The sequence below is a fragment of the Pseudomonas sp. JAI111 genome (assembly GCF_024809425.1).
Taxonomy (GTDB): Bacteria; Pseudomonadota; Gammaproteobacteria; order Pseudomonadales; family Pseudomonadaceae; genus Aquipseudomonas.
Window position 1 is genome coordinate 561031 of record NZ_JANUCB010000003.1, and the last position, 12161, is coordinate 573191.

Sequence of the window (12161 nt, forward strand, 5' to 3'; positions counted from 1 at the left end):
GCGCAGAGAGGACTTTGTCGCTTAAATCAGTTCTTTCTGATCAAGCCGTAGATCACCAGCAATACCACCGCACCGACCAGCGCACCGATGAAGCCTGCGCCTTGACCGGCCTGGTAGATGCCCAGAGCCTGACCACCATACGTGGCCGCCAGCGAACCGCCGATACCGAGCAGGATGGTCATGATCCAGCCCATGCTGTCATCGCCCGGTTTCAGGAACCGGGCCAGCAGGCCGACGATCAAGCCGATAAAGATGGTTCCGATAATTCCCATGGCATTTCCCTCTGATTTGGACACCTTGCGAAAGCCTAGTCAGACTTTCGCATCCTGCCATGAGAGAACGACATCCCCTGAATGGTTCCGCCGCTGCCACATGAAACTATTTATTCGGCGATCAGTGCTTCGACCTTGAGGATCTGTGCCGCCAGGGTCTCGCGGTCTGCACAACGCAGGTTGGCGTGACCGACTTTGCGGCCGACCTTGAACGCCTTGCCGTAGTGATGCAGATGGCAATCGGCGATGGCCAGGACTTTTTCCGTCTCGGGCACTTTGCCGATGAAGTTGAGCATCGCGCTCTCGCCGACCTTGGCCGTCGAACCCAACGGCAGACCGGCAATGGCCCGCAGGTGGTTTTCGAACTGGCTGCACTCAGCGCCTTCGGTAGTCCAGTGCCCGGAGTTGTGCACACGCGGGGCGATTTCGTTGGCCTTCAGGCCACCGTCGACTTCAAAGAACTCGAACGCCATCACGCCGACGTAATTCAACTGCTTGAGCACGCGGCTGGAATAATCCTCAGCGAGCGCTTGTAGCGGGTGGTCGGTGCTGGCCACGGACAGCTTGAGGATGCCGTTTTCGTGAGTGTTGTGAACCAACGGGTAAAACTTGGTTTCGCCATCGCGAGCACGCACGGCGATCAGCGAAACTTCGCCGGTGAACGGCACAAAGCCTTCCAGCAGGCAAGCAACACTGCCCAGCTCGGCGAAGGTGCCGACCACATCTTCAGGCTTGCGCAGGACTTTTTGGCCCTTGCCGTCATAACCCAAGGTGCGGGTCTTCAGTACAGCCGGCAGGCCGATGGAAGCCACGGCGGCATCGAGGTCGGCTTGCGACTGAATGTCGGCGAACGCCGGAGTCGGAATCCCCAGGTCCTTGAACATGCTCTTCTCGAACCAGCGATCACGAGCGATGCGCAGCGCTTCGGCACTCGGGTAGACCGGGACGAATTGCGACAGGAACGCCACGGTTTCGGCCGGGACGCTTTCGAATTCAAAGGTCACCAGATCGACTTCATCAGCCAGCTGACGCAGGTGATCCTGATCGCCGTAATCGGCTCGCAGGTGTTCGCCCAATGCGGCTGCGCAAGCGTCCGGCGCCGGGTCCAGGAAAGCGAAGTTCATGCCCAGCGGAGTACCCGCCAGTGCCAACATGCGACCCAACTGGCCGCCACCGATTACACCGATCTTCATCGTCAAAAACCTCAGGCGATGCGTGGGTCTGGATTGTCCAGGACGCTGTCTGTCTGCTCAGCACGGAAAGTTTTAAGCACCGCGTGGAACTGCGGGTGCTTGGCGCCCAGGATGCTCGCCGACAGCAGGGCGGCGTTGATCGCGCCAGCCTTGCCGATGGCCAGGGTCGCAACCGGAATGCCCGCGGGCATCTGCACGATAGAGAGCAGCGAATCGACGCCCGACAGCATCGACGACTGCACCGGGACGCCCAGCACTGGCAGGTGGGTCTTGGCCGCACACATGCCAGGCAAGTGGGCCGCGCCACCGGCACCGGCGATGATCACCTCGATACCCCGCGCCTCAGCCTCTTCGGCGTACTGGAACAGCAGGTCCGGGGTGCGGTGGGCAGAGACCACTTTCACCTCGTAAGGAATGCCGAGCTTTTCCAGCATATCGGCGGTGTGGCTAAGGGTGGACCAATCGGACTTGGAGCCCATGATCACGCCAACCAGTGCACTCATCGTCGTGCCTCTTCTCTCTGGGCGCCCGCAGGCGCGTCAAAAACAACAAGCCACGCAGAAATGCGTGGCTTGATTGTACGAAAAATGGCCGGACGAACCGGCCGAAGGCCGCGCAGTATACCTCAATGAAGCAGATAAAAAGCCCCTTGGCCGACCATCTGTCATAGATCACTAAAAGCCCAGGTTACTGACTCGAAAGTCAACCAAAAAAGCGCTTTGTCGTGGCAGTCGTACTGGCCTCTATAGTGCAAAAGCCCATAACTATTTTGAGCGCTGAGTTCTTACGCCATTAACACCCAAGACACATTACAGAACAACTTGAAACTTGCCACGGCAAGCAACCAAACTTAACTTACAACTTCAAATATAAACGCCACACAAACTATAAACCCCGCATCACCACAACTATAAACATCGTCGACACCAAACAACACCAATCCCTCCCCAGCGGGAAGTACATAAAGGACTATGACATGAACAAAGGCAAAGCAAGTCAGATCATCGACAATCTGAAAGACAACACAATTGAAAACAATGACAGCGTGCGACACAGACGTTCGCCGATAAATGACGGGCAACCTGAGCGCCTCAAAAAGCCCATTCTTTTACTCGTTTTTATCCACGACGATCTTGATGACTACGATAAAGGCAAGCTCTACGACAACTACTTTTCTTGGCTGGAGACCGAGCTTGAAGACATCTCCGGTCGCGCAGTTACGGTTATTTTCAACTCTCAATCCACCACTCCGAAAATGACCAATTACAACTACAGAAATGAAAACGCTGCAGAGGCCCTTCGGGGCTGGGAAAACAAGGTTAAAGAATTGAAAGCGAAAGCGGATACAACATTCCCTTTCAATCCTAATCTGGACAAATTTCTGTTACTCACTCGTAACGGGATGAACAGCCGCGTCGCGGGAATCGCTTCCAATAGAGGTCAGAGCGCAATGGCGACGATCGATTCCTACCTGACGCCTGCTCACGAAATAGGTCATATGTTCGGTGCCACCCATGAAGATTCGGATATCGTCTACAACGGCTGGTGGCATGACACAATTATGAAATATGACGCTAATTCTCCCGTTCGAGGTAATTACTACCATTTCAGCGAAAAGAACCGCGACAATATTCGCAACTATCTCAGTCAATTCGACTGACATCCGCAAAATCATTTATCCCAGGTGATAGGGATGGACTTGCCTTTCACCCATCTCAGTAGCAAGGCCAGCCGTGTCGCCCTCGAGTTCGCGACGGGACGAGCGACGGCCGCCTGGATCCAGCCCTTTACTATGGGCAGAAACGACAGGTCGCCCGCTGTTATAAATCAAGTTATTGATTCGAAGGTAAAGCACATAAAGCCTTCGCAAAAAAATACCAAGTAATGCCAAGCCTGTTTCAGCATCACTAACAACAAACAGACATCGTCCTCTTAAATTTTACCGAGAGCGATACCCCTATGAGACAAACTTATGCACTCACTATTAAAACCGATTCTTACATTTATCGCCGCACTCATGATTAACATGAACGCACACGCTGTCGACTCTCCAGACAAGCTTAACGATGACCCTGCGAATCCCATCCGGCTTTTTGCGATTTTCCACGATGATGTCCCGGCAGCGAAACGAAGCGCGACCTACGCTGATCATATTCGCCCTTTCACCGTTGAATTCGAGAACATTACCGGTCGAAAAATCCACCTTATCTTTGATCGAAACAGGCCTCCCTACACCAGCTTCAATTATAAATCCGAAGACCAAAGCGATATGTTCCAGGGTTGGCAAAAGCTGGCGTGGGAGTATCGAAAACTACGGCATGAGAGCAATGAATTCCCAATCTCAAGTAATGACCGAGTCCTGTTGATCACCAACGACTTCATTAACGGCGGCCCTATATTTGGCGGTGTGGGTGGTATCGCAAATCAGCCCGGATCTGCCGCTATTGCTTCGCTCGACTTCAAACAGGCGATTGGGCATGAATTGGGACATTCTTTCAATGCCATCCATGAAGAAGGAGAAGTGCTTTATAACGGCTGGTGGTGCGAGACGTTCATGTTCGAACCCTTGCCCCTTCGATCGAATTGTTTCGTCTTTAGCGAAGGCAACAGGAAACGCATCAAGGCCTATGTCGACAGCCGGTATTAAAACTAGCCAGAGGCGCGAGATGACTCTCGCGCCTCTGGCTCTTTATGCGCTCGCTGCCGCGCCACCTTCCAGTTTGCGCCATAACAAACGCACATTCGCCTTGCGCACCAATGCGCAGCGATACAGGCGAATCTCCAGCGGCACATGCCATTGCGGGCCGCCGCAGACGACCAGTTCACCGCGAGCCAGCTCGGCGCGTACGCTGAGTTGCGGCACCCAGGCGATGCCCAGCCCTTCCAGCGCCATGCTTTTCAGGCTGTCCGCCATGGCGGTCTCGTAAATGGTGGTGAAGCGTAGCGCCCGTTGGCGCAGCAACATGTTCACCGAGCGTCCAAGAAACGCGCCGGCACTGTAGGCGAGCAATGGCACGCTGCCCTCGCCCTCCAGATCGAACAGCGGTTTACCGTCGGCATCGGCGGCGCAAACCGGCAGCATCTCGGTATCGCCCAAGTGCAGCGACGGGAAAATTTCCGAGTCCATCTGCAACGCCGCGTCCGGGTCATAGAACGCCAGCATCAAATCGCAACCGCCTTCGCGCAAGGCATGCACCGCATCGCCGACGTTGGTCGCCACAAGGCGCGTCGCAATGTTCAGCCCCTCGTTGCGTAACTGGGCGATCCAGCGCGGAAAGAAACCCAACGCCAGCGAGTGAGCGGCGGCCACCTGCATGACCTCGCCCTGCCCGCCTTCCAGGTGATGGAGATGGCGCAGCACTTCACCGAGCTGCTCGACCACGGTGCGCGCCGTGACCAGAAAGAGCTGCCCTGCCGCCGTCAGTTCGATCGGCGTACGCGAACGGTTGACCAGTTGCAGCCCCAGCGCCGCTTCAAGGCTGCGGATTCGCCGACTGAAGGCCGGCTGGGTCACAAAACGTCGTTCGGCAGCCTGGGAGAAGCTGCGGGTGGCGGCCAAGGCACTGAAGTCCTCAAGCCATTTACTTTCCAGATTCATCACGCCCTCCCGGACACGCACCAATTTATGTCACACGCTCGCCACACACGTGGCGTCACATGGGCATTATGCCGAATGTGCATAGGCCAGTGTTTAACAGCATTGGCCGAAAATTCTCCACAAGCCTAGCATTTGCAGCGTTCCGGCACAGACCGGGTCCATATCGAGATGATTTCTATCATGTCCTCCGCTGCATCTTTCCGCACAGAAAAAGACTTGCTTGGCGTACTCGAAGTACCGGCTCAAGCGTATTACGGCATCCAGACCCTGCGAGCGGTGAACAACTTCCGTCTCTCCGGCGTTCCGATTTCGCATTACCCGAAACTGGTTGTCGGCCTGGCGATGGTCAAACAGGCCGCCGCTGACGCCAACCGCGAGTTGGGTCACCTGAGCGAAGCCAAGCACGCTGCCATCAGCGAAGCCTGTGCACGATTGATCCGCGGCGATTTCCACGAAGAGTTCGTGGTGGACATGATTCAAGGCGGCGCCGGCACTTCGACCAACATGAATGCCAACGAAGTGATCGCCAACATCGCGCTGGAGGCCATGGGTCACCAGAAAGGCGAGTACCAATACCTGCACCCGAACAACGACGTGAACATGGCGCAGTCGACCAACGACGCCTATCCGACAGCAATCCGCCTGGGTCTGCTGCTGGGTCATGACGCGCTGCTGGCCAGCCTCGACAGCCTGATCCAGGCGTTCGCCGCCAAAGGTCAGGAATTCGCTCACGTCCTGAAAATGGGCCGTACCCAACTGCAAGACGCCGTGCCGATGACCCTCGGCCAGGAATTCCGCGCCTTCGCCACCACACTGGGCGAGGACTTGGCCCGTCTGAAGACGCTGGCCCCCGAACTGCTGACCGAAGTGAACCTGGGCGGCACCGCAATCGGTACCGGCATCAACGCCGACCCGCGTTACCAGCACCTGGCCGTTCAGCGCCTGGCCGTGATCAGCGGTCAACCGCTGGTTCCAGCCGCCGACCTGATCGAAGCCACCTCCGACATGGGCGCCTTCGTGCTGTTCTCCGGCATGCTCAAGCGCACCGCGGTCAAGCTGTCGAAGATCTGCAACGACCTGCGCCTGCTGTCCAGCGGCCCACGCACCGGCATCAATGAAATCAACCTGCCAGCGCGTCAGCCAGGCAGCTCGATCATGCCCGGCAAGGTCAACCCGGTCATCCCGGAGGCCGTGAACCAAGTGGCGTTCCAGATCATCGGCAACGACCTGGCGCTGACCATCGCGGCCGAAGGCGGCCAACTGCAGCTGAACGTGATGGAGCCGCTGATCGCGTTCAAGATCTTCGACTCGATCCGCCTGCTGCAACGCGCCATGGACATGCTGCGCGAGCACTGCATCGTCGGCATCACCGCCAACGAAGAGCGCTGCCGCGAACTGGTCGAGCACTCGATCGGCCTGGTCACCGCGCTGAACCCGTACATCGGCTATGAAAACGCCACCCGCATCGCCCGTATCGCTCTTGAAAGCGGCCGCGGCGTGCTGGAACTGGTGCGCGAAGAAGGCTTGCTCGACGAAGACATGCTCGCCGACATCCTGCGCCCGGAAAACATGATTGCTCCGCGTCTGGTGCCTCTGAAGGCCTAACCGAACGCAACGCCGGCTCTTGCTCTTTTAACCAAGAGCAACGGGAGCCACGCTCACCAGGTCGAGGGACTAGACACCTCTCACCTTTTGAGGGCTTGGGGATTTATTCCCCAAGCCCTTTTTTTTAACTCTTTGGCAGTAAGACAGAATGTCTGGAAGCTGAAAATGCAAGAGCAGCTTCTGCATAAGCCTGGCGCCGGTAACGTCAGGTGCTTCAAAGGCTTCGTTTCATCGCTTGCACCACAATCGTGCAGACGGACGTCACTCTGGTAGGTATAGTGCCGCCCCTCTTCGCGTGAGCGGTCGTCGGTAACGAGGCCCAAACCCATGCGAAACCCGAACTAATAACAAACCCGCAATATGAAACCGGGACAAACGTTCGCCTTACCTGTCTTGCCAAGTGCAGACCGGTGTAACGCGATGTTTCGACTCGTCCAGCATTTGCCTAAACAAAAAACAGCGAGGAATAATCCATGCTCGAAGTCATCAACGACTTCCTCTCAGGGAAAGTACTGATCGTGCTCATTGTCGGGCTCGGTAGCTACTTCACGATCCGCTCGCGTTTCGTTCAACTGCGTCACTTCTTCCACATGTTCTCGGTGTTCCGCGACAGCCTCAAAAGCAGCGCCGGGCAACTCAGTTCGTTCCAGGCCCTGATGCTCAGCCTCGCTGGCCGAGTGGGTGCAGGCAACATCGCCGGTGTCGGCATCGCCGTGACCCTGGGTGGTCCGGGTGCAGTCTTCTGGATGTGGGTGACCGCTCTGGTCGGCATGTCCAGCAGCTTCTTCGAATGCTCCCTTGGTCAGCTGTATAAACGCGCCGATGCCGATGGCACCTACCGTGGCGGTCCGTCCTACTACATCCAGCACGGTCTGCAAAAACGCTGGTTGGGCATGATCATGGCCTTCCTGTTGCTGGTGACCTTCGGGTTTGCCTTCAATGGCCTGCAATCCCACGCCGTGACGCACTCGCTGAACAATGCATTCGGCCTCGACACCACCTGGACCGGCCTGGCCCTGGCGGTATTGCTGGGCCTGGTGTTCGTGGGCGGGATCAAGCGTATCGCCAAGGTCGCTGACCTGCTGGTACCGGTGAAAACCCTGGTGTACATCGGCGTGACGCTTTATGTGATCGTGCTGCAATTCGATCACGTTCCGGGCATGTTGATGACCATCGTCAAAAGCGCGTTCGGTCTGGATCAAGCCTTCGGTGGCCTGATCGGTAGCGCCATCGTCATGGGCGTGAAGCGTGGCGTGTTTGCCAACGAAGCCGGTTTGGGCAGTGCTCCGAACGTGGCCGCCGTGGCCTCGGTAGAACACCCGGTGGCACAAGGTGTGGTTCAGGCTTTCAGCGTGTTCCTCGACACCTTCGTGATTTGTACCTGCACCGCGTTGCTGATTCTTTTGTCGGGTTTCTATACCCCAGGCTTTGAAGGCGATGGCATTGCCCTGACCCAGAACTCGCTGGCCGCCGTGGTCGGTGACTGGGGCCGTAGTTTCATCTCCGTGGCCTTGTCGTTGTTCGTGTTCACCTCGATCCTCTACAACTACTACCTGGGCGAGAGCAACCTGCGCTTCCTGATCGGTGAAAACCGCAAGGCGTTGATCGGCTATCGCGCACTGGTGCTGGTGCTGATCTTCTGGGGTGCGATCGAAAACCTCGGCACGGTGTTCGCCTTCGCCGACATCACCATGACCCTGCTGGCGTTCGTGAACCTTATCGCGCTGTTCCTGCTGTTCAAGGTCGGCATGCGCATCCTGCGTGACTACGATGACCAGCGCTCGGCCGGCATCAAGACGCCTGTGTTCGATTCGAGCAAGTTCCCGGATCTGGACCTGGACTTGAAAGCCTGGCCTGCCAATCCGCCCGCTGCCACTCCCAAGGCCGCAGCACAGCCGCAAGGCGTACCCGCAGCGCAACGCTGATCGGTGAATGACGGGCGCATCCCCTGCGCCCGTCAGTTAAAGTGCACAACTTGTGTGAGCGAGCCTGCTCGCTCCCACATGTCATCTCTTGTGGAGACTTCCCCATGGTTGCCAATTCCTTTCCTGCCGCCCAGCACGTCATGGTGCTCTACACCGGTGGCACCATCGGCATGCAGGCCAGCGCCAACGGCCTGGCCCCGGCGTCCGGTTTTGAAGCGCGGATGCGTGACTACCTGCACAGCCAGCCTGACCTGGTTGTGCCGCAGTGGCGCTTTCGTGAAATGTCGCCGCTGATCGACAGCGCCAACATGTCTCCCACCTATTGGCAGCAACTGCGTGAAGCGGTGGTCGACGCCGTTGATGTTCAAGGCTGCGACAGCGTGCTGATTTTGCATGGCACCGACACCTTGGCTTACAGCGCAGCAGCCATGAGCTTTCAGTTGCTCGGCCTGCATGCCCGTGTGGTGTTTACCGGCTCAATGTTGCCTGCCGGCGTAACCGACAGCGATGCCTGGGAAAACCTCAGCGGCGCGCTGGTTGCGCTGGGCCAAGGTCTGCCATCGGGCGTTCATCTGTACTTCCACGGTGAACTGCTGGCCCCGACCCGCTGCGCGAAAGTGCGTAGTTTCGGGCGCCATCCATTCAAGCGTCTTGAGCGTCAGGGCGGCGGTGTGAAGGCCACTTCGCTGCCGACGCCATTGACCTACAACCAACCGAAGCAACTGGCCAAGGTCGCCGTGCTGCCGCTGTTCCCCGGCATCGGCGCCGAACAGCTGGACGGTGTGTTGAACAGTGGCATTCAAGGCCTGGTGCTGGAATGTTACGGCAGTGGCACGGGGCCGAGCGATAACCCCGAGTTTCTCGCCAGCCTGGAGCGGGCGCGGGACAAAGGCGTTGTGGTGGTCGCGGTAACGCAGTGCCACGAAGGCGGCGTTGAGCTGGATGTGTATGAGGCCGGCAGTCGCTTGCGCGGTGCTGGTGTGCTGTCGGGTGGCGGCATGACCCGTGAGGCAGCGTTCGGCAAGTTGCATGGGTTGCTGGGTACCGGACTGGACACCGCCGAAGTACGCCGACTCATCGAGCTCGACCTCTGCGGCGAACTCATCTGAAACACCACAAAACCTGTGGGAGCGGGCTTGCTCGCGAAGACGGCGCCACATTCAGCATCGACGTGACTGCCACACCGCCTTCGCGAGCAAGCCCGCTCCCACAGGGTTTTGCGCTCGGCATATAACTTGCTGCGGTTCCAGCATCCAATGGCTGGAACCACCCATGCTCCACTCCCACCTCACCACGCTCAACGCCGTCTCACTGGTGCTCAACACCTTCAAGGCCGAAGGCCTGTCCAGCGAAGCGCTGCTCGCGGGAAGCGGCATCAGCGCGGCGGATCTGAGCCGGGCGGACACGCGCATCACCACCAACCAGGAGATGCAGGTCTGTGCCAATGCGGTCGCGCTAAAGCGTGACATCGGCCTGGAACTGGGGCGGCGGATGCATGTTTCCTCCTACGGCATGCTCGGTTATGCGCTGCTCACCAGTGCCACCTTCGGTGACGCGTTACGGCTGGCGATGCGTTATCCGGCGCTGTTGGGAACACTTTTCGAGTTGAGCCTGGAAAGCGATGGCGAGCGCGTCTGGTTCGTGGCCGCCGATTACCGGGAAAGTCCGGCGATGGCCGTATTCAATGCCGAATTTTGCCTGGTGTCCTTGAAAGTCATCTGCGACGACTTGATCGGGCATCAGCTGCCGTTGCTGGCGGCCCGCTTCGAACATGCCGCGCCCGACTACGAGGCGACCTACGCGCAGCACTTCGATTGCCCGCTGCACTTCGACGCGCGGGACAACGCGTTTGCCTTCGACAAAAGCTGGCTCGACCTTCCCCTGCCGCTCGCCGACGTCATCACCCACCAGGCCATGGCCGAACGCTGCCGCAAACAAAACACCGAGTTCACCGGGCGTCAGGCGTGGCTGGGACGGATTCGTCAACTGCTCAGCGCCCAACTCAATGCGGCGCCTGGTCTTGAAGGATTGGCCGAGCAGATGAATTGTTCAGCGCGGACGTTGCGTCGGCATCTCAAGGACCTGGGGTGCAGTTACCAGGAATTGCTCGACGAACTCCGGTTTGAACAAGCCAAACATATGCTGTGTGAAGACCAGATGCCGATCTACCGGATCGCCGAGGCGCTGGGCTTCAGCGAGACCGCGAGTTTCCGCCATGCCTTTGTGCGCTGGAGCGGTGTGGCGCCGAGTCAGTTCAGGCCACACGGATAACCCTTGTGGGAGCGGGCTTGCTCGCGAAGAGGCCAGCACATTCGACACATTTCCATTGACCGAAAGAACGCCTTCGCGAGCAAGCCCGCTCCCACAGGTTCAACAGCACATGCTCTGAACCGGGGCACCATCGCGCCAATAAGGGGCGAATTTCGGTCAGGTATTTTGGCCATATTTATCCCCTTTTGGCCTTTCCTGCCGTTCTCCGAATCGCGCCGCGCCGCAAGACTGTGTTCAACCGAATCAGCCTGCGGAGAACAAGAAAATGCTGACGATCTACTCGGACGATCACCACCTGCACCACGGCCGTTGCGAATTGATGGACGGGCAATTGATGCCCTGCTTCGAGATGCCCTCACGTGCCGACCACGTATTGCAACGTGTGCAAAACCAGAACCTGGGCCCGGTCCAGGCGCCACAGGATTTCGGCCTCGATCCGATCGCGCGCATCCACAGCCGCGACTACCTCGATTTCTTCAAAGGTGCCTGGGCACGCTGGACCGAATTCAATACCGACGGTGACTTGCTGCCCTACACCTGGCCGGCCCGCACCTTGCGCCGGATTCTGCCGACCAGCCTGCACGGCCAGCTCGGTTATTACAGCTTCGACGGCGGAGCTCCGATCACCGCCGGCACCTGGCAAGCCGCGTACAGCGCAGCTCAGGTCGCCCTCACCGCACAAGCCGCCATTCAGAATGGCGCCCGCAGTGCCTTCGCCCTGTGCCGCCCGCCTGGACACCATGCCGCCAGCGATTTGATGGGCGGTTATTGCTACCTCAACAACGCCGCCATCGCCGCTCAGGCCTTCCTCGATCAAGGCCATAAAAAGGTCGCGATTCTCGACGTCGATTATCACCACGGCAACGGCACGCAATCGATTTTCTATGAGCGCAGCGATGTGCTCTTCACCTCGATCCACGGCCATCCTGAAGCCGAGTTCCCGTTCTTCCTCGGCTATGAAGACGAGCTGGGTGAAGGCGCCGGTGAAGGCTTCAACTTCAACTACCCTTTGCCCGCCGGCAGCGGGTGGGACAGCTGGAGCGCAGCGCTGGAACACGCCTGCAAGGAAATCGAGAAATACGGCGCCGACATCGTCGTCGTGTCCCTGGGCGTCGACACGTTCAAGGACGACCCCATCTCCCAATTCAAGCTCGACAGCCCGGATTACCTGGCGATGGGCGAGCGCATTGCGGGCCTCGGCAAGCCGACGTTGTTCGTGATGGAAGGCGGCTACGCCGTGGAAGAAATCGGCATCAATGCCGTGAATGTTCTCGAAGGTTTTGAAAGCGCCCAATGA

The 12161-nt window shown here is 58.3% G+C and carries 11 protein-coding genes; 7 read left to right on the forward strand and 4 right to left on the reverse strand.

The window, feature by feature from the left end; genetic code table 11:
* Positions 1-26 precede the first annotated feature (26 nt).
* The 3 genes from HNR03_RS13505 to purE form a co-directional block, all read right to left on the reverse strand.
* The gene (locus HNR03_RS13505; RefSeq protein ID WP_090177848.1) at positions 27-272 is read right to left on the reverse strand and encodes a GlsB/YeaQ/YmgE family stress response membrane protein; all 246 of its coding nucleotides are present in this window, start codon (positions 270-272) and stop codon (positions 27-29) included.
* A 110-nt stretch (positions 273-382) separates the two neighbouring features.
* Entirely contained in the window at positions 383-1465 is a 1083-nt protein-coding gene (locus HNR03_RS13510) for a 5-(carboxyamino)imidazole ribonucleotide synthase (RefSeq protein ID WP_259154075.1), read from the reverse strand.
* 11 nt (positions 1466-1476) lie between these two features.
* On the reverse strand, positions 1477-1968 hold the full coding sequence (gene purE, locus HNR03_RS13515) for a 5-(carboxyamino)imidazole ribonucleotide mutase (RefSeq protein ID WP_019694319.1): 492 nt from the start codon (positions 1966-1968) through the stop codon (positions 1477-1479).
* A 473-nt stretch (positions 1969-2441) separates the two neighbouring features.
* Between purE and HNR03_RS13520 the strand changes: the two genes are divergently transcribed.
* On the forward strand, positions 2442-3125 hold the full coding sequence (locus HNR03_RS13520; RefSeq protein ID WP_259154078.1) for a reprolysin-like metallopeptidase: 684 nt from the start codon (positions 2442-2444) through the stop codon (positions 3123-3125).
* A gap of 312 nt (positions 3126-3437) precedes the next feature.
* Positions 3438-4112 carry a hypothetical protein gene (locus HNR03_RS13525; protein ID WP_259154079.1) on the forward strand — a complete coding sequence of 225 codons (675 nt, stop codon included), beginning with the start codon at positions 3438-3440 and terminating at the stop codon, positions 4110-4112.
* A 42-nt stretch (positions 4113-4154) separates the two neighbouring features.
* Here the strand turns inward: HNR03_RS13525 and HNR03_RS13530 are convergent, their stop codons facing one another.
* Positions 4155-5063 (reverse strand): LysR substrate-binding domain-containing protein, encoded by a 909-nt coding sequence (locus HNR03_RS13530; protein ID WP_090177832.1) that lies wholly within the window; start codon positions 5061-5063, stop codon positions 4155-4157.
* Positions 5064-5243: 180 nt separating this feature from the next.
* Between HNR03_RS13530 and aspA the strand changes: the two genes are divergently transcribed.
* The 5 genes from aspA (at position 5244) to HNR03_RS13555 (ending at position 12161) form a co-directional block, all read left to right on the forward strand.
* A complete protein-coding gene (gene aspA, locus HNR03_RS13535) occupies positions 5244-6668 on the forward strand; it encodes an aspartate ammonia-lyase (protein ID WP_222589076.1) in 1425 nt (474 codons plus the stop codon).
* Between the two features lie 473 nt (positions 6669-7141).
* Positions 7142-8593, forward strand: a complete 1452-nt coding sequence (locus HNR03_RS13540; protein WP_222589077.1) for a sodium:alanine symporter family protein — start codon at positions 7142-7144, stop codon at positions 8591-8593.
* Between the two features lie 104 nt (positions 8594-8697).
* A complete protein-coding gene (locus HNR03_RS13545) occupies positions 8698-9702 on the forward strand; it encodes an asparaginase (RefSeq protein ID WP_259154080.1) in 1005 nt (334 codons plus the stop codon).
* A gap of 163 nt (positions 9703-9865) precedes the next feature.
* Positions 9866-10864, forward strand: coding sequence for an AraC family transcriptional regulator (locus HNR03_RS13550; RefSeq protein ID WP_259154081.1), 999 nt, complete (start codon positions 9866-9868; stop codon positions 10862-10864).
* Positions 10865-11129: 265 nt separating this feature from the next.
* Positions 11130-12161 (forward strand): histone deacetylase family protein, encoded by a 1032-nt coding sequence (locus HNR03_RS13555; RefSeq protein WP_222589080.1) that lies wholly within the window; start codon positions 11130-11132, stop codon positions 12159-12161.

What these genes read in the sequence shown, in the direction of transcription:
- HNR03_RS13505 (WP_090177848.1), bottom strand. Translation starts at nt 272, where the DNA reads ATGGGAATTATCGGAACCATCTTTATCGGCTTGATCGTCGGCCTGCTG.
- HNR03_RS13510 (WP_259154075.1), bottom strand. Translation starts at nt 1,465, where the DNA reads ATGAAGATCGGTGTAATCGGTGGCGGCCAGTTGGGTCGCATGTTGGCA.
- purE (WP_019694319.1), bottom strand. Translation starts at nt 1,968, where the DNA reads ATGAGTGCACTGGTTGGCGTGATCATGGGCTCCAAGTCCGATTGGTCC.
- HNR03_RS13520 (WP_259154078.1), top strand. Translation starts at nt 2,442, where the DNA reads ATGAACAAAGGCAAAGCAAGTCAGATCATCGACAATCTGAAAGACAAC.
- HNR03_RS13525 (WP_259154079.1), top strand. Translation starts at nt 3,438, where the DNA reads ATGCACTCACTATTAAAACCGATTCTTACATTTATCGCCGCACTCATG.
- HNR03_RS13530 (WP_090177832.1), bottom strand. Translation starts at nt 5,063, where the DNA reads ATGAATCTGGAAAGTAAATGGCTTGAGGACTTCAGTGCCTTGGCCGCC.
- aspA (WP_222589076.1), top strand. Translation starts at nt 5,244, where the DNA reads ATGTCCTCCGCTGCATCTTTCCGCACAGAAAAAGACTTGCTTGGCGTA.
- HNR03_RS13540 (WP_222589077.1), top strand. Translation starts at nt 7,142, where the DNA reads ATGCTCGAAGTCATCAACGACTTCCTCTCAGGGAAAGTACTGATCGTG.
- HNR03_RS13545 (WP_259154080.1), top strand. Translation starts at nt 8,698, where the DNA reads ATGGTTGCCAATTCCTTTCCTGCCGCCCAGCACGTCATGGTGCTCTAC.
- HNR03_RS13550 (WP_259154081.1), top strand. Translation starts at nt 9,866, where the DNA reads ATGCTCCACTCCCACCTCACCACGCTCAACGCCGTCTCACTGGTGCTC.
- HNR03_RS13555 (WP_222589080.1), top strand. Translation starts at nt 11,130, where the DNA reads ATGCTGACGATCTACTCGGACGATCACCACCTGCACCACGGCCGTTGC.